At 60.9% G+C, this 24,532-nt stretch carries 14 protein-coding genes and 1 pseudogene; 1 reads left to right on the top strand and 14 read right to left on the bottom strand.

Going from position 1 to position 24,532, the window contains the following annotated elements:
• Positions 1 to 42: 42 nt before the first annotated feature.
• The 12 genes and pseudogenes from K6U75_06260 to K6U75_06205 form a co-directional block, all read right to left on the bottom strand.
• The gene (locus tag K6U75_06260) at positions 43 to 3,390 is read right to left on the bottom strand and encodes a DUF3883 domain-containing protein (GenBank protein ID MCL6474639.1); all 3,348 of its coding nucleotides are present in this window, start codon (positions 3,388 to 3,390) and stop codon (positions 43 to 45) included.
• 3 nt (positions 3,391 to 3,393) lie between these two features.
• Positions 3,394 to 6,033, bottom strand: a complete 2,640-nt coding sequence (locus tag K6U75_06255; GenBank protein ID MCL6474638.1) for a DUF499 domain-containing protein — start codon at positions 6,031 to 6,033, stop codon at positions 3,394 to 3,396.
• Positions 6,034 to 6,053: 20 nt separating this feature from the next.
• Positions 6,054 to 8,903 (bottom strand): annotated as a pseudogene (locus K6U75_06250) (DUF1156 domain-containing protein).
• Positions 8,904 to 9,058: 155 nt separating this feature from the next.
• Positions 9,059 to 9,322 carry a type II toxin-antitoxin system VapC family toxin gene (locus K6U75_06245; protein ID MCL6474637.1) on the bottom strand — a complete coding sequence of 88 codons (264 nt, stop codon included), beginning with the start codon at positions 9,320 to 9,322 and terminating at the stop codon, positions 9,059 to 9,061.
• A gap of 137 nt (positions 9,323 to 9,459) precedes the next feature.
• Positions 9,460 to 9,690 carry a hypothetical protein gene (locus K6U75_06240; GenBank protein MCL6474636.1) on the bottom strand — a complete coding sequence of 77 codons (231 nt, stop codon included), beginning with the start codon at positions 9,688 to 9,690 and terminating at the stop codon, positions 9,460 to 9,462.
• Between the two features lie 42 nt (positions 9,691 to 9,732).
• Positions 9,733 to 12,429 (bottom strand): HD domain-containing protein, encoded by a 2,697-nt coding sequence (locus tag K6U75_06235; protein ID MCL6474635.1) that lies wholly within the window; start codon positions 12,427 to 12,429, stop codon positions 9,733 to 9,735.
• A 3-nt stretch (positions 12,430 to 12,432) separates the two neighbouring features.
• Complete coding sequence (locus K6U75_06230; GenBank protein ID MCL6474634.1) at positions 12,433 to 13,506, bottom strand: LptF/LptG family permease; 1,074 nt, start codon at positions 13,504 to 13,506, stop codon at positions 12,433 to 12,435.
• Entirely contained in the window at positions 13,503 to 14,867 is a 1,365-nt protein-coding gene (locus tag K6U75_06225; GenBank protein MCL6474633.1) for a homoserine dehydrogenase, read from the bottom strand. The genes K6U75_06230 and K6U75_06225 overlap by 4 nt, the downstream gene beginning before the upstream one ends.
• A complete protein-coding gene (locus K6U75_06220) occupies positions 14,792 to 15,238 on the bottom strand; it encodes an acetyl-CoA carboxylase biotin carboxyl carrier protein (GenBank protein MCL6474632.1) in 447 nt (148 codons plus the stop codon). The genes K6U75_06225 and K6U75_06220 overlap by 76 nt, the downstream gene beginning before the upstream one ends.
• A 15-nt stretch (positions 15,239 to 15,253) precedes the next feature.
• The gene (locus K6U75_06215; GenBank protein MCL6474631.1) at positions 15,254 to 16,384 is read right to left on the bottom strand and encodes a trypsin-like peptidase domain-containing protein; all 1,131 of its coding nucleotides are present in this window, start codon (positions 16,382 to 16,384) and stop codon (positions 15,254 to 15,256) included.
• 6 nt (positions 16,385 to 16,390) lie between these two features.
• Positions 16,391 to 16,873 carry a 6,7-dimethyl-8-ribityllumazine synthase gene (gene ribE, locus K6U75_06210; protein MCL6474630.1) on the bottom strand — a complete coding sequence of 161 codons (483 nt, stop codon included), beginning with the start codon at positions 16,871 to 16,873 and terminating at the stop codon, positions 16,391 to 16,393.
• A complete protein-coding gene (locus K6U75_06205) occupies positions 16,857 to 18,119 on the bottom strand; it encodes a bifunctional 3,4-dihydroxy-2-butanone-4-phosphate synthase/GTP cyclohydrolase II (GenBank protein MCL6474629.1) in 1,263 nt (420 codons plus the stop codon). The genes ribE and K6U75_06205 overlap by 17 nt, the downstream gene beginning before the upstream one ends.
• Positions 18,120 to 18,289: 170 nt before the next feature.
• On the opposite strand from K6U75_06205, the gene K6U75_06200 reads away from it, so the two are divergent.
• The gene (locus tag K6U75_06200) at positions 18,290 to 21,949 is read left to right on the top strand and encodes a S8 family serine peptidase (protein ID MCL6474628.1); all 3,660 of its coding nucleotides are present in this window, start codon (positions 18,290 to 18,292) and stop codon (positions 21,947 to 21,949) included.
• Positions 21,950 to 21,991: 42 nt separating this feature from the next.
• Here the strand turns inward: K6U75_06200 and K6U75_06195 are convergent, their stop codons facing one another.
• Together K6U75_06195 and K6U75_06190 are read right to left on the bottom strand one after the other, a co-directional pair.
• Positions 21,992 to 23,077 (bottom strand): hypothetical protein, encoded by a 1,086-nt coding sequence (locus K6U75_06195; protein ID MCL6474627.1) that lies wholly within the window; start codon positions 23,075 to 23,077, stop codon positions 21,992 to 21,994.
• A gap of 15 nt (positions 23,078 to 23,092) precedes the next feature.
• Complete coding sequence (locus K6U75_06190; GenBank protein ID MCL6474626.1) at positions 23,093 to 24,397, bottom strand: cytochrome ubiquinol oxidase subunit I; 1,305 nt, start codon at positions 24,395 to 24,397, stop codon at positions 23,093 to 23,095.
• Positions 24,398 to 24,532: the final 135 nt, after the last annotated feature.

Here is a 24,532-nt window from a genome sequence, read left to right as displayed (position 1 = left end):
TCTTAGAGAATGTTCGGATAGATAATTTGTCTATCGGACCAACTATAATGCGCCTTCGGTCGAAAGTTGAGCTGACGGCTCCGCTGGACGTGCGACTCGCTGCCAGTGTTCCATCGGCACTTGATAGCGCACGACTCCCTCAATTGGCAGCGGTTTGAGTGCTGCTGCAGGGTTCTGGATGCACTGCAGTTGTGGCTGGTTCGCCGCGGCCGTGACGATGTACAGCCAGTACTCGTCGCCCAGCCGTTGCGCCATCGTCCACTCGTTGGGCGTTAGCACGAGGTCGCCGATGTGGGCGCGCGCCTTGACCTCGATGTAGCGCACGCTGCCGTCGGGCGCTTCGGAGCGGATATCGTAGCCGCGATTCTCGGCGGAGACATCGACGGGAACGCGCCCCTGCTGACGCTCGTACTCCATCGCGACCTGCATCCCGATGGCTTCGATGGCGGCGTCGGCGTGCATCGGGAGGCTGTCCGACGGCGCGGGAACCACTCGCGCCACGCCGAGCAAGCGCGGCGGCACGCGCCGAATCGTGCGCTCGCGCTCGATCTGTGCCTCTAACGCTTGTTTGCGCGCCTCTGCTTCCTCTTTGCGGCGGCGCACATTCGCCACTTCAGGCGCAGGCACCAAGCGTTGTTCGTACTCCAGCAGACGCTGGGTCAACTCCCCGATACGGCGGTTGAGTGAAGCGACGCCATACCTGCGCTTGATCTCCGCCAGTTGCTCGCGATGCGCCCGCAGCTCTTGCTCCAACGGCTCCAGGAGGTGCTGCAGCAGGTAGGTGTGAATGGCGGCTTCATCGGGTGGTTGCGCCTGATACGGCGGCGACACGGCGGGCTGCAAATCCCACAGAATGGACGGGTTGACGCTTTGAGGCGCGCCGCCGTGCGGACAGAAAATCGCCGTTAGCCGCTGTGCGGCGACTTGGTTGTTCCCATCGCGCAGTTCCAAAGCGTAGAAGTAGAGCCAGCGGTCGCGCTTGCCGTCGGGGTCGACGAAGGTCGCGCCCTGCGCCAAAGCGGTCTTGCTCTGCTCCAACAGTTGCTCGACGACCGCCTCCAGCAGGGGGTGTCCTGGCGCGATGAACTCCGCGCCTTGCTCGCGGGCGACCGATTTGTGGAAGGTCAAGCGCTGATAGCTGGGCTGCACCTCGCCGTAGGCGCGCTTGAACGCTTGGGACTGGCGACGCAGCTCGTAGGGTGTATCGAGGCTCCACAGGTGAGGTGGAGGGCGGCGCAAGCGGATATCCAGACGCCGACATGCGCGCTCGAAGAACTGCTCCACATACTCGGGCACGAGACGCTGCTCGCGGGCACGACGCTCCTCGCCCAGAATCGCCTGCATGTCGATGTGGCGCGTGGCTAACGCCTCTTGCGTGGCTTCGCGCACGCGCGCTATGAGTGCCTCGTCGGGGGTCGTGGCAATCTGGCTCACAATTTCGTGCCAGCGCGTGGGGTTCGTAATCGCCTCCACAATCAACTCGCGCAGGCTCTTTTCCAGCAGGTCACCGATGACATCGAACACGCGGTCGGTGCCCATCTGCTGTTGGATGTTCTGCAGCTTCTCAAACAGCGTCGCCAGCACCTCGCCCTCGCGGGTGTCCTCGGCGACAAGGTTGTAGATATGCACCTCGCGGCTTTGCCCGTAGCGATGGATGCGCCCCATGCGCTGTTCCAAGCGGTTCGGGTTCCACGGGATGTCGTAGTTGACCATCAGCGCACAGAACTGCAGGTTAATCCCCTCGCCGCCCGCCTCGGTGGAGACCATGACTTGAGTCTCGTGGCGGAACTCGTGTTCGGCGCGGATGCGTGCGTCCAAGTTCATCCCGCCGTGCAGCTCGGTGACCGCATAGCCCCACTTGCGCAGCTGCCGCACCAGATAGTCGAGCGTGTCGCGCGATTCGGTGAACACGAGCAGTTTCTCGCGCGTGCCGCGCAGGTTGAGTTCGTCCAGCACCTCGCGGAGTTCGTTCAGTTTCGTTTCAATCTCTTGCTTTTCTGCTTGACGCGCAAGCTGCACCAGATCGTTGAGGGTTTCGATTTCACGCCTCAGCTCTGCCTGCGTGGCAGCGTTGGTGAGCTTTTCCAGCAGTTCGTCTTCCAGCTGCACGCGCTCTTGCTCTTCCAACTCCTCCAGTTCGTCTTCATCGAGGAACAGCACCCCTTGCCCCTGCTCAGTGAATCGCGCGCCCAGCTCCAGAAACTTTTGCAGGCGGTCGCGGCGTCGCTCCAGCGATTTGCGCGCGGCGTAGATGCTGGAGGCGAAGCGTCGCTGCAGCAAAAGCAGCGCGAAGGCGACATTGCGCTTCTCGCCCTGCATCGCGCGCCCGTATTCCTGCTCCACATACTCGGTGAGGCGATTGTAGAGCCGTTTCTCGGCGTCGCTCAGCCGAAAGGTGCGCGTGTAGACACGGCGCGGGGGGAACAGCGGGCGTCCGTGAAAGTCCTTGAGGTCTTCCTTCAGACGGCGCAAAAACAGCGGGTTGTCCTGCTGCTGGATCGACTGGTTGAGCATCTCCACGGTGCCGAAAAAGCCCGGGCGCAACAGGTCCAGAAACAGCCGAAAGTTTTCGGGGTCGCCGCGATGGGGCGTCGCCGTCAGGAACAGTAGTCCGTGTGTCTGCAGCGAGAGCCGCTCGCCCAGCCGATAGCGCGCCGTCTTGTTCGTCTTGGAGCCGTACTGGTACGCCGCCATCTTGTGCGCCTCGTCCACAATCACCAAGTCCCAATGCACCTCCTGCAGCGTCTCCAGCACATCGTCCCGCTTGGCGAAATCGAGTGAGGTAATCACCTGCGCTTGCTCCTCCCACACATTGCGTCCCCAGTGGGTGTCCAGCACGCCCCGATCGATGATGGCGAACGGCTCGCCGAACTTCTCCTTCATCTCGCGCTGCCACTGGTACTTGAGGTGTCCGGGCACAACCAGCAGCGTGCGCTGCACGACTCCGCGATACTTCAGCTCCTTGAGCAGCAGCCCCGCCATGATGGTCTTGCCCGCGCCAGGGTCGTCCGCCAGCAGGAAGCGCACATCGGGCTGGCGCAAAATGTAGTGGTACACCGCCTCGATCTGGTGAGGCAACGGGTCTATTTGCGAGACATTGACCGCGAGCAGCGGGTCGAACAGGTACGCCGCGCGCAGGCGGTGCGCCTCGATGCCCAGAAAGAACAGCTCCGCATCGCCACGAGAGTCGCTCGCCAGCGGCGCAGCGGGGCACAAGGCACGCAGCTCATCTGTTGTGAGGATTTCTTCGTAGTATTGACGCGAGTTGACGCCCACTGCACGCAATAGCCATATCCCATCCCCCCCGTAAGGCTCCACCTCGATGACCGTGACGGGTTCAGGGTAGCGGCTGGACTCCAGCAATTGCCCCTTGCGTAGCGGCGCGTCCATCGGTTATGCCTTCTCCTCGCGTTCCACTTGACCGAGCTGCCGCGCCGACTCCGACACGCGCATATCGACCACTTGCTTGGGCAGCTCGCCGTCCACCTCGAACTCCAGCGTGAAGGTGAAGCTGCGTCCCGTTTCGACAATCGGCTTGATGACGCTGGAGTAGACCTCCGAGAACTTGTCGGTGGAGAATCGGGCGCGCAGGGCGTAGCGTCGGTAGCTGGGGGCGGGCGTCGGCGCGGAGGCGGGCGTCGCAGGCGGGGGAAGCAGCTCAACGCCGTTCTCGATAACGCGCGAAGGCGTAGGCGTCGCCTCGTCTGTCGCGGGCGCGGTCTGGTCGGACGGCTGCGCAGCAGGCGGCGTGTAGTCGGTGCGCACCGTCGCTCCATACTCACTCTCGCTCAGCGACACAGGCTCCTTGAAGTAGACGCGCTCGCCGATTTGCACGGCGAACAGCCCCTCCTGCACCCCGCGCTGAATCGCGTCCAGCACCACGCGCGGCGACTCCACTATCGGCAGCGAGGGGTACTTGTAGAAAGCGTCCACCACCTCTGCAAGGGGCTTATCGGTATCCGCGCCGACCGCCTTATCGCGCACCAGCTGCGGCGAGACGCGGCTGACCAGCATGTCTTCCTTGCGCAGAAAGTTCACCACGCGCGAGGTGAGCGTCTCCTGCCTGCCCGCCGTCGGGATGCCGAGATTGAACCACTGCACGGCGTTCTCGCGCCAGAGAGCAAGATGCCGATACGCGCTCAGCGCCAACTGCGGCAGGGCGTTCCGTATCTCGCTAATCCGACCGCTGACGGTGTGCTTGTCTTCGTCGCTGAGCGATTGCAGGAGCTTCTGGTCGCGTTGAATCGCCTCCAGCGCGAGCAGCTGTTTGACGCGACGCTGGAGTTGCTCCAGTTCGTTGGCGTCGGGCGCAAGCACAAAGCAAGTGGCGCGGTAGACGCGCGGCTTGTCCCCCGCGCGCGTGAGCAACTCCCCCACGAACGCCTCCGTCTCGGACCTGCCGAAGAGATGTTCAGGCGCCAGTACGATGAGCTTCAGCTCCTTTGTGTCGGGGATGTCGCCGGAATTATTCGGGAACGCCAGCGGCGTCAGGCTCTCGCGTCCTATGCGCGCCTGAACCTCGTCGCGCACGCGCTGTGCTAAGTCGTGGGCGCGCACCTGCTCCTCTTTCTCCAGCAGCACCTTGTTCAGGTTGGGCGTGAGCCGAAAGGCGTACAGCCCGCTCTCGGAGTGGAGGTACCAGAGCTTCTGGGTGAGTTTGTGCAGCGCGTCGCCAATCACGGCGGGGGGCAGGTTCGGGCGCAGGACTGCCAAGCGCAGCTCAGGCTCCGTGACGCCCACCTGCTCGCCCGCGCTGAATGAGCCGAAAAAGATGGCGGTCGCCAGCCCCGACGCAATGCGCATCGGCGCGTACTCCGCGCCCAGCTGCTGGTCAATCTGCACGGCGTTTGCGCCCGCGCCCGCAATGTCCTGGCTGATGACACCTGCATACGGGTTGCCGATATGCCGCAGCAGCTCCTGCCGAATGGAGGCATATTCCAGATTCAGGTGCGCGGGCAGAATCAGCGGCGTGTTCACTTGACGCTCGTACAGGTCGCGCAGCGCGGAGGCGAGAAACTTCAGCACGCCGCGCGTGCGCTGAAAGCTCGAAAAGGTGCTCCACCGCCGATTGAGCGTGTCGATGACCAGTGGGTGGAACGGGTACGCCAGGCGCATCCGCTCGCGGTAGGCGTCTTGGCGCGCCTCTTCGGGCACATCGGCGCGCTTGTAGAGTTCGAAAAAGGCGTCCACGACGCGGTTCAGCTCGGTGGGGTCAATCACTTCCTGCATCAGGCGTTGGCGCAGCACGCGGAAGAACTCGTCGCCTTCAACGGGGGTGTAGAGTGCCTGCACGCGCCCGAAGATTTGCTCCAGCTGACGCAGGGCGCGTTCACCCTCCTCGCCGTAGGGCGCGCTGCTGGGCAGCGTCGCCACCAGCGCGGCGCGCGGCGAGACGCTCACCGCCTCCGTCAACTGCTGACAGAACGCCAGCACCTGATCCTGAAAGTCTTTTGCTGCCACCAGGTAGACCGCCAGCTCATCGAGCAGGATCAGCGTCGGTTGTTCGCCGAGCATTTGCAGCACGAGGTCGCGTCCGGGCGCGCGGCGGCGGCGGTCGTGTTCCTCCACCAGCGGGTAGACGCCGAGCTGCTCGGCGAGCGCGCCCCACGGCGTCTTGCCGCGAATGGGGTCGGCGTCCTCGCCGACGAAGCAGGCGATGCGCACCTCTGGCAGCGCGTCCAGCCCCGCCCGCTCCACCGTCTGGCGCACTAGCACGGCGTCGGGGAACTGCCTCCCATGCCGAAACAGGTGGTAAAGGCTGATCAGCGCGTGCGTCTTGCCCCCGCCGAACGGCGTCTGGAGCTGAATCACCGAGTCGCCTGTACCCTGCGCCAGCCGTTTCGCTACCGCCGCCAGCAGGTTCACCAGCCCCTGCGTCGGGTAGGTCTGCTGAAAGAACCGCGCGGGGTCGCCATACTCCAGCGGCGCGCGCCCGTGCAGCACATCCGCCAAGTTCGCCGCGAAAATCGCCTCGTCCAACTCGCCACTCAGAATGTCCGCGCGCGGCTTAATCACCTCGTACCATGCCCGCATGGGTGCCTCCATCTGTTATTTTACCGATGTGCAAGTAGTCCTTGCAGGACGCGGCGTTCGCGCTCGCCGTCGGGCAGGAGCTCCGAGATGGCTTGCGCCGTCAGCCAGAAGGCGGGGCGGTTACCGTAGCCTTCGTCGAGCCATTCGCGCAACAGGCTCAGCTGGTTCGCCTCCCACAGCGCCGCTGCCAGCTGAATCGCCTCAATCAGCGCGCTGCGCCCGCGCTCCCGCAGCACATCCCATGCGGCGACCGCATCGTCCTTCCCGCCCTCGCCCTGCTGCATCGCCTCCATCGTGAACTGCTCAATCGTTGTCTTTGGACGTCGAAGCCCCGCATTCCTGCCCACACGCACGCCCCACGCCCGCTCGTAGTGCGCCCGCACGCGCACGCGCTCCTTGTCCTGCTCGATGACCTCGCCCGCGCCCCACACCTGCGTCAGCTCCAGCCCGACGCTGGTCGCCAACTTGCGCGCCTCATCAAACGGCGCCTCCGCGCGCCCGTAAGACCAGCGATAGAGCAGGTAGAAGCGGGTGAGCGCGTCCAGCTCGCTGGCAACGGCTTGCTCGTGTAGCACGCGCCGCAGCGCAAACTCGGCGACCACCTGGCGCACCTCCTGCAAAAACTCGCCCAACGGCACAGGGTCGCCCGACGCTTTCTCCACGCGAGCATAGCGGGTGAAGACCTCCATCGCCGCGCCAATCGCGCTGATGAACATATCCGCCCCACGCACCCCTGCGTCCCAGAACTGCTGCAGGCGGCGCTCCACGCGCTCGCGCGTCTCACGGCGCACCTCGCTCCAGTAGCCCGTTGTCGCGCCTTGACGCTTGCGACAGACCATATAGATGCTGCTCGCCAGTGCAGCCGACTCCTGCGCGCGCAACCGCGCCTGCATCTCGGTGTGGATGGGCCATGCCATCGTGATGCGCAGTCCTGCCTCCGTGAGTGCGCCCAGCACCGTCTCCCACGCTGCGGTGGTCTTGTGCGCGAACACAATCACGGCGATGCCGTTCGGCTTCAGCACGCGGCGGATTTCACGAAACGCCTGCAGAAGCATCGCCTCGAATCGCTCGCGTGCCTTTTGCATATCGCCGCCCACCTTGCTGGCGTCGGCGACCATCTCTTGGGATTTGGGCGTGAGCGGGGTGACGAACAGGTCGGGGTGCAGGTGCCCCACGCTGCGCTTGAGCCACACATAGAAAAAGTCCGAGAGGTCTGCGTAGGGCACATTATCGTAGTAGGGCGGGTCGGTGATGACGGCGTCGAAGAAGTTGTCTTCCCACGGCAGGTCGGTCGCGGAACCGTGTTGAATACTCCCAAGAGTCGTATCTGAGATTGGAGTGCTAACAAGGTTCGATAAGGTTTCCATAACTTGCCCAAACATACTCCGCCAAGTGCCTGTTAGGATGGGAGACAACGGATTAAGCTCTGAGTAATCCTAAGTCATCGGGATTGCCTGTCGTGAGAATGTGTTCTTAGAAAACTCCCACTGTGGATGCCAGGCTGCTAGCGATGTCTCAAAATCGGACATTCGAGAGACTGTTAACGCCAAGTAGGTCGCCACGGCTTTAGCGAATTCGGGGTCGGCGCCCTGCGCCAGCATCTCGGCGTGCGCCCGACGCACCAGGTCAACAAAGGTCACCAACGCCAACTGCTGCCGCGCATTGAACAGGTCGCCCCAACGGGTCAGACCGTAGCGCTGGACTCGAAAACCGAGCGCTTCCAGCGGCGGCAGCGGCTCATCGGGCACCGGCTCCATGCCCCACTCTTCGCGCAGACGGTCGCGCACACGCTGCAGCTCCGCTTGAGCAGCGCGGTAGGCGTCCCCATCCGCTTCGGTCGCCAGCCGATACCGCTTGCCCCGATGATTAGGGTGGTGCAGCACCACGGCAACCATCCGCTGACCCGCCTTGCCCTCCTGGAACAGACGACGGGTCGTCTTGTCGTCTATCACGCCCCCGCACAGGGGACACTCCACATGCGCCCGCGCCACCGTGCCCCGCTCAGGGTCGAAGTCTATCGGTTCGCCCTCCTGACCCACAATCTGGAACGCCACCCGCCTCTGCGCACGCTCAGGCACAATCTTCAGCGCCACCTCTTTCTGGTCTTTCTTTGCCAGCCACAAGTTGGCGGTGAGGGGGATTTCCGCGCCACAGCTGGGGTTCTGGCAGGGCACGGTGCGCATCCAATAGTAGCCGACAGGAATCGAGCCGTCAGGGTCGGGCGGGTAGAAGCGTTCCAGTCGCTTCCGCGCCTCGTGTAGCACCCAGTCGCCCCACGCCTGCACCGCCAGCAACAGGGGCGATGGGGCAGGGACATCCACGAGCAAGGTCGCCTGCGACGGCGCGTCGGATGGTGGCAAGGGCACGCTGGACACCGAGTCGGGCGCGCCAAAGCGCGCCGGGTACTCCAGCACGCAGCGATTGAGCAGCACGGCGATGGGGTTGTAGTCCAGCGCGTAGGTTTCGCAGCCCAGTCGCATCGCCTCCAGCGGGATGCTGCCGCCGCCCGCGAAGGGGTCTAACACGCGCGGGGCGCGCCCACCGAACGCCTCGCGTATCAGGGCGCGCGCCTGCTGTAGTAGGAGCGCACGGCTGTTTGCCTTTGCGTCTTCCCACGGGGCGAGTCGCTCGATGAGTTTCAGGTACTCGTGGCGTTTGATGGGGTTGTCGGGCAGCAGTGCGGCTAAGATGGACGCCCGCGATGCTGCCAGCGGCTTGCGCGACCACCAGATATGCAGCGTGCTGATGTGCCCGTGTCGGATATTCTTCTCCCGCACCGACTCCTGGGAGACTTTCTGCAACGGGAAGTCCACCTCGATAGGACGTGCGTCTTTGTCCGCGCTCGTGTTCGGAGACTCGTCTTTACTCATGTCGGCACTCCTAGCAATGACCTTTCTGTCATGTGATGTTGGCACTCCATTGTCATGCTGAGTGTTAGCGAAGCATCTCAGATTCATCTTTCGGGTGTCACGGGAGTCCACCTCCCCACGGTTCGCTTGTCTGCCATCATCGCCCTAAGCAGCGCTCACATCAGCCAGTTTTCCACTCGCAAATCGGGAATCCGCAGGAAATCGCTATCCGACGTCAACACTGTTAGACCATGCACCAGTGCAGTTGCAGCGATCATCGCGTGAACAGGCGGTAGTGTGAAGCCCTGTTGCTTCGTCAAAGAGCGGATACGTCCATATTCACGTGCGGCAAGGTCATCATAAGCCAACACAGGGAAAAGGCTCAGCAGAATCTCCAATTCGACGATGTTTTCTGCCTGTCGATGACTGGAATACACCATGTGCTATAGCTCTCCAACCACTGGAGTGCACAGATAAACTACGCCATCGAACGACCTAATCCTTTCGGCGAGGCGTTCCTCCCCTCTCCACAGACCACTGACATGGTTGGTGTCCATGAGGTAGCGGCTCATTGTGGTCAGTTGTCTGCAAAGGTTAAAGACGAGCCTGCTTTCTCGACGGCGGCCGTGTCCATCTGTTCAATCTGGTCTTCCAGTCGTTTCAACTCGTCGGCGCAACTGGCAAGTCGTCCAAAGCAGAAGAGTAAAGCCTCGCTGCTGCCGTGTTGGATGGATGCCTGCTTCAAAGTGGTAAAGACATCCCTACTCGACGGCGTCTGATGAGTGCAGCCTTCTTCACGTTCTTCCACCTTTGCGCCACCTCCCTGCAACTCCTATTATATCACCCGTTGCTATAACGCCTCTGCCCCTTCCGCGAGGGTGTCCTTCAGTCGCTGGGCGTCGGCGTGGATTTTGCGTCCCTCCGAGTCGGTGATGTAGAACACGCCCACCGCCTTGCCCGCCCACGTGCTGAGCTTCGCGCTGTGGATGTTCCAGCCCAGCTGCGACAGCGCGCGGCACACCCAGTAAAGCATCCCAATATGCTCGGTGGTGCGCACCTCTATCACCGTGAACTGCTCGGACAGGTCGTGATGCACTACCAGACTGACCAGCTCAGGTGGCGTCTGTTCGTGGCGACGGCGACGTTGGAGCAGTTCCGCTACCGACAACTCGCCCGTAAGCACTGCGACCATATGCTCCTCGATCTCCGCGCGCTTCGAAGGGGGTATCGGGCGACCGCGATAGTCCACCCACAACGTATCCAGGGCAATCTTGATTTCCCCCGAGCGGGTGAACACGTTCGCCGCGTGCACGGCAACCTGTCCCGCGTAAAGAACGCCCGCAATCTTTGCCAGCAAGCCCGGCTCAGGGTCGTCGATAGCACAGACCGTCAGCTCGGTAACCGATGCATCGGGAGCTGTCTGGAATGCCAGCTGGGGTGTGCCCTGTATCGCCTCCTGCACCATCCGGATGTGCAAGCCAATCTGCTCCTGCGGCGTGTTCAGCAGGTAGGTCGCGGGCATCTGGTTCAGGTGGCGAGTGACCAGCTCTTCGGGCAGGTTTTCCAGGCTCAGCTCCTTTGCCAGGCGGCGGCGGAATCTGCCGATGTCAGGCGGTGCGTGATCCACCGCTTCCGATGCCATCAGGAACCGCTCCGCTTTGCGATGCAGTTCTCGCAGGAAGGCGGCCTTTACCTCCGTCCACTGCCCGCTGCCGACCGCATGGGTGTCGGCATACGTCAGGATATACAGCATGTTCAGTCGCTCTACCGTATCCACGATGTGGACAAAATCGCGTATGGTTTCTTCCAGGTTGAGGTCGCGGAGCCGCGAGGTTTCCGCCATTAAGAGGTGATGCCTCACCAGAAACACCAGGTCGGCAATCGCGTCTTCGCTCAGGTACAGCCTTTTGCCCACCTCCTGCGCCATCTGCGCTCCGGCTTCGGCGTGCTCCATGTGTGGGTTCGCCTTGCCCGCATCGTGCAACAGCGCAGCAAGGTACAGTATCTCACGGTGCGGCGTCTCCTGAAAAATGCGCCGGTAATCCGCGTAGTTGGGGTCGGTGATACTGTTCAGCGCATCGACGTTCTCTATCACGCGCAGGGTATGCTCGCCCACGGTGAAGTTATGCGAGGGGTCATACGGGATTAGCGTGCGGGTCGCCTCGAACTCCGGCAGTATCCATCCCAGCACACCCGTGTCTGCCAGTTGGCGCAGGGCGCGTGCCACCCCGCTGGGGGCACGCAGGATGGCAAGAAACGTCTCCGCAAGGTGTTTGGGGTCATGCGTGGTCGGCTTCCGCTGAGCGGTTTGCCTCATCAACCGTTGCAGAGGTGTGCTCAGATTCAGGTCGTACTCCAGTGCTAATCGCACCGCCCACACCATCCATACAGGGTCCTCGCGCTGCAACAGGTTTTGTGCCGGTATCACCTCTTTGCGCTCGCAGTCTAATCCAATGCCCAGCACGTGCCTCCCCTGCTCGACCCGACGGATAACCTCCTCGCAGATTCGGTGTGCGTCTGCGGCGTGAAGGTAGTAATCGTGCATGAACTGTTCCACGGGGGGCGCGTGCTCGCCGGGCTCGTATCCGAGACGAGAGGCGATTTGCTCTTGTTTGGAGGGGGTGAGAACGTCTCGCTGTTCCCCTGCCAGAACATGCAGGTGGTTGCGCACGCGCAGCAGAAACTCGTGCGCCTCCATCAGGCGGTCCGCGTCCTCCGGCGTCAGCCACTCACGGGCTACCAGCTGTTCCCACTCCCCTGCCGTGGGCAGCCCTGCCCATCCGGCTGCCAGCCACCGCACGAGGTGAATATCACGTAGCCCGCCAGCCCCCTCTTTCACGTTCGGCTCCACCAGATAAGGAGTGGTGCCATAACGGGCGCGTACCTGGCGCCGCTCGGCGATTTTGCGGAACAGAAAATCGGTGGGATTGAAGTTTGCCCAGAACTCCTCCAGAAAGCGGGCGAAGATGTGTCGGCTCCCTGTTACCAGTCGGGCATCCACGAGGGTCGTCTGGGTAGTGTGGTCCAGCGTGGCACAGTCCTCAATCAGCCGATAGGCGTAGCCCACCTTCAGATGCCCGTACTCCATCATCACGTGCATCAGCAGACGAAACATTTCGCGGATGATGCGATCGGTAGTGGCGTCGCCGTCGCGCTCCGGGATGAAGGTGATGTCGATATCCGAGTGCGGCGACAGTTCCATGCGCCCGTACCCGCCGGTGGCGGCGACGGCAATCTCCGGGGGCTGTGCGACGTGTGCGCGCTGGACAGCAAGCTGAAACAAACGACGCACCACCGCGTCGGCAAGAGCTGTAAAAGAACGGCAGGTATGCAGTCCATCTTGGTGGGGCTGAATGTGATGCATCAGCTGCTCGCGTTGTTCCGTTATCCACTGCCCTATCTCCCGGGCGTCCTGCATTTCAGCCAGCGCGTGAACCCATTCCTCACGCAGGTGGAGAGCAATGATGCTATCACTGGATGGGGTCGTACAGGCTCCAGCCTGTACCGCGTCAGGCGAATCTTGCTTTTTGGATTTCACACGGCTCATCCCTTACTCCAACCGCCACAGAATAAACAGTCCGCCAGCGGCGAACAGCACGTTGGGCGCCCATGCGGCAACCGCCGGAGGCAAAAACCCCTGATTGCCCAGCAATCGCGCCAGCAGCAGGGTATTCCAGAACAGGAATACGAGAATAATCGCCAGCAACACTCCCATGAAGCTGCCCGCACGGGCGAAGGTCAACGCCAGAGGCGCGCTGCACAGAGCAAACACCGCGCACGCAAAAGGGATGGAATACTTGAAGTAGTATCCTACCCACAGCCGCGTGGCTGGCATCCCTGCCTTCTCCAGCTCCTGTGCCTGACGACGCAGTTCCGCTGCGTTGGTTTCCTCCGGTGTCGGCGGGCTGAGCAGTTCCTCCAGCGCCACCCGTAAGTTGATGGTAATCTCCCCGGCAGCGCGGGCATCAATGGCAAACCCATCCCTGCCGTAGATATGCACATGCGCGTTGTAGAAACGCCATGTCCCGTCGTCGTACACCGCGCGAGGAGCCAAAATCGTCCGCGCATAGCCGGATACGGGCATCTCCCACACCTGAACATCTCGCAACTCGGCGCGGTTGTCCTTGACGCTCTCCACCAGGCCAATGTAGAAGGCATAATCGCTCACTTTGAAAACCACGTTGGAACGGAACATCGGCGCCGTCTGCATCAGGAAGATGCGGTCTCGCACACGGCGGAACTGTCGTTCTGCCTGCGGCACCACCGATTCCTCAAGCCAGAAGTTTACCACAGAAATCACCAATCCCGCCACCAGCAGGGGCAGGAAAATACGCCAGAGGCTCGCGCCCGCGTTGCGCAGTACAACAATCTCGGAGTCCCTCGCCAGCCGATTCACCGCCAGCGACACCGACAGCGCCGTTGCGACCGGCAGAGTCAGCACCAGCAAGAAGGGGGTATGATAGACAATCATCTGCGCGACGGCAACCACCGGTACGCCTTTGGCAAACAGCACTTCGGCATAAAAAAACAGCATGTTGCCAATCAGCATCAGCACCACAGCCAGCGTGCCCGCCAAGAAGGGCACCAGCAGCTCGGATAGCAACATGCGGTCTATGAGTTTCATTCTTCCACGCGAATGGTGCTACACACGTCCATCACGACGGGTAGACGTCGGATTTCGGCGGTCGCATGGCGTATCGCGCCCTCCTGCGTGCGGTGCGTAATCCACACAATCTCCGCCTCTTGCGGGTTAATCTGTCTTTGCACCACCGAGGAGATGCTGATGTGGTGAATGCCAAACACCCCGGCGACCTGCGCCAGTACGTTTGGACGGTCCTGCACGCGCATCCGGACGTAATAGCTGGTTTCCACCTGCTCGATGGGAATGACGTAACGCTGGTCGAAGCACGTACAGCCCACACGCCCGCTACTACCGAACAGCAAGTTGCGCGACACATCGATGATGTCTCCGACTACTGCGCTGCCCGTAGGCAAACTGCCCGCCCCGCGCCCATAGAACATCACATCGCCCACGGCATCTCCGTGCACCAGAATGGCGTTGTAAACGTCGCGCACACTTGCCAACGGGTGTGAGAGAGGTAAAAGCGCGGGATGTACGCGCACCTGTACCGCTTTGGGCGAGACCTCCTGCGCTATCGCCACCAGTTTGATTGCATATCCCAGCCGGTTCGCCCACTCCATGTCGGTGCGGGTGATTTTGGCAATACCCTCGCAATACACGTCGTCCACCTTCACACGGGCAGTAAAGGCGATCGATGCCAGGATAGCTATCTTATACTGGGCATCATGTCCGTTCACGTCCGCGCTGGGGTCGGCTTCCGCGTAGCCCTGCGCCTGTGCCTCTTTCAGCGCCTGGTCGAAGTCGGTGCCATCCTCTGCCATCTTCGTGAGGATGTAGTTGGTCGTGCCGTTCACGATTCCCATCACCCGCTCGATACGATTACCTGCCAGCGCGTTTTTCATGGGTTGAATAATCGGGATGCCACCTCCTACGCTTCCCTCGAAGGCAAAGTCCAGATGGCATCTACCCGCCGCCATCATGATGTCCGCGCCCTCTTTGGCAAGCAGTTCCTTGTTCGCGCTGACCACTGGCTTGCCGTTTTCTAACGCGCGCAGCACATACTCCTTGGCGGGATGCACACCGCCAATCAGCTCCACCACAATGTCTACCTGCGGGTCATCGATGACCTCATAGGCATTGTTGGTGAGCAATGAGCGGTCTACAGGCACACGGCGGGGTTTGTTCACGTCCCGCACGGCAATCCGGCGGATTTCCAGACGCGCTCCTATCTTGCGCTCGATGCTTTCGCGGTTGCGCCGAAGCACTTCGACCGTTCCCGAGCCGACCACGCCCAGCCCCAGGATGCCCAGATGGATGACCTCCTTGCTCACGCGCTTACCTCCTCTGGCTCCAGACGAAAGAGCACCGCTCCCTGTTCCACCAGCTGCCCGTTGGAGGCACATATCTCCACCACCCTGCCCGAACGCTCGGCAGGCACTTCGTTAAACACCTTCATGGCTTCAATCAGGCACACGGTTTGTCCCTCTTCGACGAAGTCGCCCACCTCGACATAGGGAGGAGCATCGGGCGAGGTGGCGCGGTAAAATACTCCCGTCATCGGGGCGCACAGTTCAACCAGCGTGGCACTGGCAGGAGTACCAGCAGTTGTGTCCTGTACAACCCCGGATGTCAGGGGGACACCCACCGTTTCCACCGGCGTTGCTTCCCGGCGGATGAAAACACGCAAACCTTCCTCCTGCCATTCCAGTTCCTGCAGATGGTATCGCCTCGCCAGCTTCAACAGGGCTTCGGTTCGCTCTATCTCCTCGGTCACCGCACTCACCTCATGTTACCGATTGCCATCGGGAAAAGTCCCAACGGTTAGAGAGAGGGTGATTTCCTTGCCATTTCTCCACACCTTGATGTTCACACGGTCGCCTGGCTGTCGTTTCATGATTTCCTCCAGCAGCTCCTGCGTCGCGCGTACAGGGCGTTCGCCAAAGGCGCGTATCACGTCGCCCGCACGGAGACCCGCTCTATCCGCCGGGCTATTGGGCACTACCTCTTCGACCGCTACGCCGTTCAGGTCGGGGAGGCGCGCACGCCGCATCAGGGAGGGGCGGACTGCGTCGAAATAGACACCAATCCAGGGTCGTGCCCGCCGCACCGTTCCCCCCTGCACAAGAATGTCGCGCACCACTTTCTTGACGTGGTTGATGGGGATGGCAAAACCGATGCCAATGGAACCGCCGCCGGGCGGAGCTGCAATGGCGGTGTTAATCCCTATCAATTGCCCGTGGATATTCGCCAGAGCGCCGCCAGAGTTGCCCTGGTTGATGGCGGCGTCCGTCTGGATGGCCACCTCCAGATAGCGGTCTCCCTCGACCAACAGCTTGCGCCGATTGAGCGCGCTGATGACTCCCACCGTTACCGTGCTGCCCAAACCCAGCGGGTTACCCACCGCAATCGCCCATTCCCCCACACGCAGCTTATCGGAGTCACCCAGTTCGGCAGTGGGTAGACCTCGCGCGTCGACCTTAATCACGGCGATGTCCGATTGTTCGTCAGCACCCACCGGCTTGCCCAGGTACCGTCTGCCATCAGCCAACGACACCACAATCTCGTCCGCGCCTCGCACTACATGGTGGTTGGTGATGATGTAGCCATCCGGGCTGATAATGACCCCCGAGCCAGAGCCTCGCATTGCCTCTTGCGGACCGAAGAAATCCTCCAGGCGCAGGGAACGTCGGGGACGCATAAACGTATCGATGTTCACCACAGCAGGCTCGATACGTGCGCAGGCTTCCGCGATAGCGTTCGCGCCGGTTACACTACCCACCTGCCGTACGGGGGCATCCAGCGTCGCCAGAACCAGCTGTCGGGAGGACGATGGAGACTGGTACCCCATCCACCGCAGTATCAATGCGCAGGCGGCGAATCCCAGCACGAAAGCGATAACCGTGTTCCATGGTCTGGGCATCATGCCTCACCGCTCTGGTTCGGGCAGCTGGCGCATCAGGCTGACCATCTCTATCGCGCTAATGGCGGCATCACCACCCTTGTTCCCAGCCTTCGTGCCCGCACGTTCAATGGCTTGTTCGATATTGTCAGTGGTCAGCACGCCGAAGGCGATGGGCACACCCGACTCTAACATGCTCTGGGCGATACCCTTTGCCGCCTCCGCCGCGATGTACTCGAAGTGGGGCGTATCCCCGCGGATGACGCAGCCCAGACAGATTACCGCATCGTACCGCTTCGTTCGCGCAAAGCGCGCCGCTACCAGCGGTATTTCCCACGAGCCCGGCACCCACGCTATCTCCACGTCGCGCTCGATGTCCACGCCATGGCGTGCCAACACGTCCAGCGCGCCTCCCAGCAGTTTGGATGTAACAAACTCGTTGAAGCGGCTGACCACAATGGCAAAGCGGTAGCCTGTGGCCACCAGCTGTCCTTCATACATTTTGGGCATGGCAAACCGTACCCTCCGGATTTTGCTCAGTCATTTGTTCTACATCTTCGGGAAGGGTGTGTCCCATCTTCTCCCGCTTGGTGCGCAGGTAGTGTTTGTTGTAAGGAGTAACATCGCCCACAATCGGCACAATTTCCACAATCTTCAGGCCGTACGCCTCCAGCCCGATGCGCTTGGTGGGGTTGTTGGTCATCAGCCGAATTTCTCGCAGACCGAGGTCCGCCAGAATCTGCGCCCCGATGCCATAGTCTCTTTCGTCGGCATGGAAGCCCAGCTCGATGTTGGCATCCACCGTGTCCAGCCCCTCGTCCTGAAGGGCATACGCTCGCAATTTATTCAACAAACCGATACCACGTCCTTCTTGCTGGATATACAGCAAGACCCCACGCCCTTCTTGCGCTATCCTCTGCAGAGCGATTTCCAGCTGGCTTCCGCAATCACAACGCAGCGACTCCAGCAGGTCGCCTGTCAGGCAACTCGAGTGTACCCGCACCAGCGTGGGCTTACCATCGGCAACATCGGCCATCACGAGGGCAACGTATGGGTTGGGGTCGACGGTACACTCGTAGGCGTGGATGGTGAACTCCCCGTAGCGAGTGGGCAGTTTGGCAACCGCCACTTTGTTTACCAGCTTCTCGTATCGCCGGCGGTAACGGATCAGGTCTTCGATGGTCACCAGGCACATACCGAACTTCCTCGCCAGCTCCATCAGCTGTGGCAGGCGTGCCATCGTGCCATCGTCGTTCATAATCTCGCAGATAACACCTGCCGGGTACAGTCCTGCCAGCCGCGCCAGGTCTACTGCCGCCTCCGTATGTCCGGCGCGCCTCAGCACACCTCCTTCCACCGCCCGCAGGGGAAACACATGCCCCGGCTTCTCGAAATCCTCCGGACGGGCACGCGGGTCTACAAACAGTCGAATGGTCTGCGCCCTATCGTGCGCAGAGATGCCCGTGGTCGTCCCGATTCGAGCGTCTATTGGCTCCATCATCGCGGTGCCGTGCCGGGCGTTGTATTTGCTGGTGATCGGCCCGATGCGCAGTTCGTCCAGTCGTTGTGCGGTGGCAGCCAGACATATCAGTCCCCGACCATACTTCGCCATGAAGTTGATGGCTTCAGGCGTGACCTTCTCGGCAGCAATGACAAAATCTCCTTCATTCTCGCGGTCCTCATCGTCGACCACGATAATCATCTCGCCCTGCTTCAGCCGCTCTACGGCTTCTTCAATGGCACAAAAATCGCTCATGACCTCACCTCAGCGCATCGGCTATGTTAATGATACCAGCACCTTCAGGCGCAGTGCAACTTTGGATGTGTCATGCGGTATAGCGAGCAAAAACGCACGTCGATGCATTGACTTTTTTGTAATTGCTTATGCATACTAGGTATACCACATTAGCAAAGGAGGTCGGCACGATGCAACGGCAAAGCATCGGGTGGTTTCCTGTAAGCTGGATGGGTATCCTGTTCCTGGTTGTTGTTTGCACTAATGTGTCCACCGCCCAACACGCGAACCGCCCCAACATGGGTTCCGAGCTGTTCCCGTTCCAGCGGTTATTAGAGATGCGCGATGCGGTGGGGATGCCATCCCTTCCCGGCGATCTGGCTCCCCCTCTGCAGTACCACACCTCGGTGGCGCATACCCGTCCGGAACTTGCGAATCTCGACCGGCCCGTCGGTCCCCAGTATCTGCGGGAAGGACGAGTTTTGGGGGGCGAGGGAGTGGTACAACGAGAACGCCGTGTGCTTTCCTTCGGCACCAAGGGGGAGAAGGCTGCGCTCGGTTTTCTCTGCGGAGACTATGAACCGCCCCCGGGCGAGAAGCTGCAGCCTGCTCTGGCCGCGCTGGTGCAACAACGCGCTCGACAGGGCGTCAACGCACAGAGCACCGTCTATGCGCTCATCCTGCTTAACGATTGGCTGGATGAGACCCTGCAGACATGGCTGGAAGCGCAGGGCGTGCAACTGCTGGGCTTCTATCCCTACAACGCCTATCAGGCACGCATCCCCGCAGACGCCTTACAGGCGGTAGCTTCTCATCCGCAGGTGCGCTGGGTGGGACATCCATACCCTTTGCAGAAGGTTGACCCGGATCTCCTTTTGTTTCTCGGAGACAGGTCTGGAGAGCGCATCTGGCTGTATGTGAACCTGTTTAGCGCGGACGAGACGGCTTGCGACGCTATTGCGAGTCGGGTGGCACAGATGGGTGTGTACGACCCTTCACTGGGGGTGATGACAGTGGTGGCGGATGCCCCTACGGTACACCGCATACTCGATATGGACGCGGTGCTGTTTGTGGAGCCCATCCGTCCCTCACGCGCCCTGCACACCGAGTCGCAAGGGTCTATCAGCGCCGACCTGATATGGTATTACGGGCGCGATGGAGGAGACCCGTTCGTAGGCACCAAGGTCGGAGTGATGGATACCGGCTTGAGCTTCCACCTGGACTTCAGTAACATCTGGAGCAATACGGCTGGTTACAACCGTACCTCCGAAACCTACTGGTGGGACGACGTGCACGGTCATGGCACCCATGTGACGGGTACCTTGCTCGGCGCGGGCAATGCGGCGGCACGATACCGCGGTACGGCACAGGGCTTCCGTGATACCGGTCTGCCCGGCTATAACCTGCTCGTCAGCAAGGTGTTTCGCGGAGACCGCTATGCAGAGGGCGACTCTGTGTACCGCGGGTTGCTGGATATGGCGGCGCTGGACTCAATGGGGAATCGCACGGTGTACTCTCGCCAGGTGTTCAACTTCAGCGGTGGTGCCGCCGGCACAGACCTCAAGGGTACGGACGCCGAGTCCCGCAAGGTGGACGAGATTTTCCGCAAGAGCATTCTACCCGTTATCGCCGCCGGCAACGAAGGGCCCCGTGAACGCACCATCGCGTCGCCAGGGGTTGCCAAAGGGGCACTGACCGTGGGCGCCATCTATGATGACCTCCCCGGCTACGTGGATCAGGTAACCTACTTCTCTTCACGAGGACCGACCGGTGACTGGCGACGCAAGCCGGACGTGGTGGCGCCCGGTGCCTGGATCGATTCGTGCAGCAACACCGACGATGCGGGATATCTGTACAACTGGACAGGCACCTCCATGGCGGCTCCCCACGTGGCAGGGCTGGCGACCGGCGTCATCGGGCAGTTCGGCAACTACGACCTGTACGCGTGGGTCACGAAAGCCATCATTCTGGCAAACGCCATCCCACTGGGCTACCCTGATGCTCTGGGGCTTGGGAAAGTGGATGCGATGCTCTGTCACTTCGGCGTGGACGGCTGGTGGGAGGTGTACTGGGGTGCAAACTACCGTACCGGCGACGTGCAGTCCAGGGAGTTCGTTCTGCCGTACGACGCCTCGCTGCTGCGCGTCGTGCTGGTCTACCCGGATGCTCCGGCACCCTCCGGAGCCACGACCGCCCTCGTCAACGACCTGGACCTCTACCTCTATGGACCAGGCCGTAGCTGGGGAACCTCCATGCGTGACACCGTAGAGGTCATCGAGATACACGATGCTCCAGCGGGAAACTACCGCATCGACGTTCATACCTATGCACACCGCGATAGCGGAGACCCCTGGCAGAAGTGGGCGGTCGCTGTGCGGGCGGTGTATGGACCGCGTTTCCCGAACATCACGCTGCACCTTTCCACACCGGTGGCTGTACAGCCTTTTACCCCGTTTGATGTCATCGGCACGGCATACGCACACTCCTACGTGGCATCCGGCGTGTACGGAAGCATCAGCCTTCATCCCGCTCTGACGTTGGCTCACATGACCTTCGTCCGTTACGCGCCGGACGGCATGGAAGAGAGCTTCTCCTTCACCGATAGAGATGGCATCAATCAGGGAAACATCCCTGCCGGATTTTACAGGCAACTAATCTGGAATGTAACCGCTTTTGACGAAGGGGCGCTCGACATCACCTACAACGTGGCGTCCGTCAACGGCGGTATCGCCTACACAACGAACCTGGTCATCGTGGATGGAACCCCGCCCGGTGACTGGCAGAACGGCCCCTCCGGCTGGGACGCCGGTTACGGGCTATTCCAAATCAGGGTGCGCGACGCCGTTTCCGGGCTGCTCTCCAGCGGCGCCTACTACTGGTACTGGACGCCGGAGTTAGGCACCGTCGGTCCGCTTTCCGCTACCACTTACTTCCCCGACGGTTCGACGAGTCTGGAGTGGGTCTATACGGATTACGTGCCCCTGGTGTCCGAGGCAGCGGTACGGTTCCGCGCCTACGACCGGGCAGGCAACTACTCCGACAGCGAGTGGTTCCCCATCAGACTGGACCCGCACCCGCCTGGCGACTGGCAGGACTTCACCATCACTGGTTTCAGCGCAGATAGACGAAGTGCCTCCTGTACGGTGCGCGTGCGGGATGAACTCTCGGGGCTGAACACCCAAGCGTGCTCCTTTGGTTATTCTACCGACGGAGGCAACACGTGGTCCTTCCACCGTGCACCTACCACAGGAGTTCCGGGCTCGCGTGCGTTCGAAACGCTGACCGCCAGTGAGGTACCCCTGAACCTGCAGGGAAACCCGCCCACGAAGGTGATGTTCATAGCAACTGATGTCGCGGGTCATGTCGCCGAAAGCCCAGTCTACACCATTCCTGCAAGCACCAAACAGGTATCCGGCACGATGGACTTGCAACAGTTTATCGGATACCCTTCCGGTTTGACGGCTACCATCGACATTCGCCTGCCGGGAAGCACCAGCCCGCTGGAGACACACTTCCTCAGCCTCGATGCCGAGGCACGCTACACCTTGCAGACCACACTTCACGGCACGTACGACATGGCGGCAAAGGTGTCGCACTGGCTGAGGCGTACCAGAACCCAGATTTCCCTCACGGGCGACGTTACTGTGGACTTCTACACCGTGATGAACGGTGACGTGGATGGTGATAACGAGGTCACCCTGTTCGACTTCGGTCAGCTGGTAGGCGCGTTCGGCTCTGTGCCGGGCGATAGCAACTGGAACCCTAACGCAGACCTGGACGGAGATGATGAGGTCAGCCTGTTTGACTTCGGTATTCTCGTGAGCAACTTCGGCGCGATTGGGGACGAGTGAGCGAGCTCCCACCCCTCTGCGAGGGGTGGGAGCCGAACTCTTCTACTCTGCGCTGGCTTGCGGCTGACTGGCTTTGGCGAACTGCCACACCATCCATCCCACCACCGCCAGCCCTATCACCAGCAGCACCACAAAGATGATGAACATGCCCCACTGGGGATTGACCTCCAGCGTGCGGACATCCAGATGGGGTCGCAGGTACATCTCGCGCAGGTTGTGCCGGGTAACAGCCATCAGCGCGACAGCCAGCACGGTCAGCCCCACGGCAGCCGGCAAGTAGCGATTTACCAGCAAAAGCGCAACTACCGCCAGCACCACCCCACTCCACAGCACGACGGTGTGGACTACGTTGCCTCCGATGAAGCTTTGCATCAGGTTGCCCGGCAGGCTGAACAGGAACCACAGCCCTACGGCAAGCTGCAACAGGGTGGCACCGAGAAACCACCGCGAGCCGTAGGCAACCGCCTCCTGCCCCCAGGCGTTTTGCGCCTTCTTCGCCTGTACCCCAAGCAGTGAGATACCCAATCCCGTAACAGCAAAGGCGGCAACCATGAAATGCAGATAGCGCGGGATCAGCGTCGGCTCCGACCAGTTCAGATGCAATCCCGCTGCGCTCATCGCATAGAGAGATGCCCACATGTTCGGGGCGAGATTCAGCGTGGCGTTGTGGGTGTACAGTAACGCCACCAGCAGGATGAAAAGCGCACTCACCCAGGCAATGGGCGTTACCCATTTGCCCAGCCAGTCGGGGCGAAACTGCACCAGATACAACCCGTAGTACGCCAGCAAGACCAGCGCGACGACCGCAAGCCACGGCCACGCCATCAGGATGGACGCTGTGTAGAAAGCTTGACCGTACAGCACCTGTACGAACAGCAAGGGTGCCACGCCCAGTGTAATGGTCAGCGACATGGTCACAGGCAACGCTTTGGACAAACGCCTTGCCAGCTCGGCGTGAAACGGGCTGTTTCTGCCCTTGCGCAGACTGATTGCCATGATTGTCGTGCCGCCGACGAGCAAGTTCATCGCGAGCAAGTGCAGGATGAAGGTGAACACCAGCAACACCTGCAACAACCACGCAGGAGCAGGAAGCCCCGCCGGATCGGGCGGTGGAACAACAACCGGCATCTCGCATTACCTCCTCTACCGACGCGCCGCGGTTTGCTGCGGCGGATTGTTTAAGCTGTATAGCCACTCTACCAGCGCACGGCGTTCCTCATCCGTGCCAAGGAAGGGTGGCATGTAACCCTTCAGCTGGTTCAGGTTTTGTATCTGTATGTCCAGAAAATCCTTTTGCCATCCTTTGACGGCGAACTTGATGCCGTTAAAGCCGTTGACGGTATGGCACGATTGACAGTGGAACCGAAAGACCTTTTCGCCCATCTTGAGAGGGTCGCTTTTTTCCTCGGGCGTGAGCAGCGCCCATTTCGCCGTGCCGAGTACGCCTGTCTCCCAGAGATTCTGCACTTCCTCGGTGCGAATCGCATTGGAGTACATGTAGTCGTAGATGATGTAGGGCTTGCGGATGGCTTCCCTCACCCACTCGGTGAGGCCCGTTGTGACCAGTCCCAACGCCACGATGACAAAAGCAAAGGTCACATGGAACCTCTTGGGGAAAAGGAACGGTCCGATGAACGTGGCCAGGAACACGAAGGCGGAAAAGATAACGCTCGCCGCGGCGAAAAGCGTCACCACCGGTGCGCCGCCCATCGAAATCTCTCGCGCCTGATCGGGAATACGAGAGATATACCAGATACCGCCAATGGGAATAATGGTCATTCCCACCAGAACCCACTTGGAGGCATATTTCACCACGCGCTCGCGCAGCGACTCGTCCGCCACCGCGGAGGCAGTGATTAGCGCGTACAGACCTGCCAGCGCAACAGTGACCGCGGTACGCACCACCAGCGAAGGCAACATCGATGGGTTGAAGAAAGCGTCCACAATGGACCCAGTTTCCGTCCATCTGCCTGTGGTCAGCATAAACGTCAGGATGCCGTTAATCATGAACAGGCTCAACCACGCGCCCACGAAATAAATCCATCCCACGGCAAGGTGCGTGCGGGCGTTGAGCCTGTCCCAACCATAGTAGTAGATGAACGCGGCAAGCAGCTCCACCAGGAAAAACACCCACTCAATCGCCCACGCCCACACGAAGACGTGGATGAGAGCGGAGGTCGCTGTGGGGTGCACCAACCCGATAGCCCACCAGATACCTACTCCGCTGACTGCCCCGAACACCAGCACTACCAGGATAAAAAAGGTACTGTGGCGTTTCAAGTAGTCCAGCAGGGCGGTATCATTCTCACGGCGCGCCTTACGCTCCGTCAGCACGAGGAACAGTCCTGCTCCAATGGCAAAGTGGGACACAAACACGTGCAGGATGGCAATAATGCCGATGAGCATTCCGCCACCCAGTAGAGGAACATCCCAGAATGGGTACTCCATCGCCTTCCTCCCACGACGACAATCATAACCGTTATCATTATATCCTAATCCAGTGAGGTATTTCAATCACCTAAAGTTTTATTGTGGTTTCCAATTTGAAATGTCCTATTTTATTCCCAATTTGAAATGTCACAT

The sequence above is a fragment of the Bacillota bacterium genome (genome assembly GCA_023511455.1).
In the GTDB taxonomy this organism is placed as follows: Bacteria; Armatimonadota; HRBIN16; order HRBIN16; family HRBIN16; genus HRBIN16.
The sequence above is the reverse complement of the archived record's forward strand: the minus strand, read 5'-3'. Positions and strand labels throughout refer to the sequence as shown.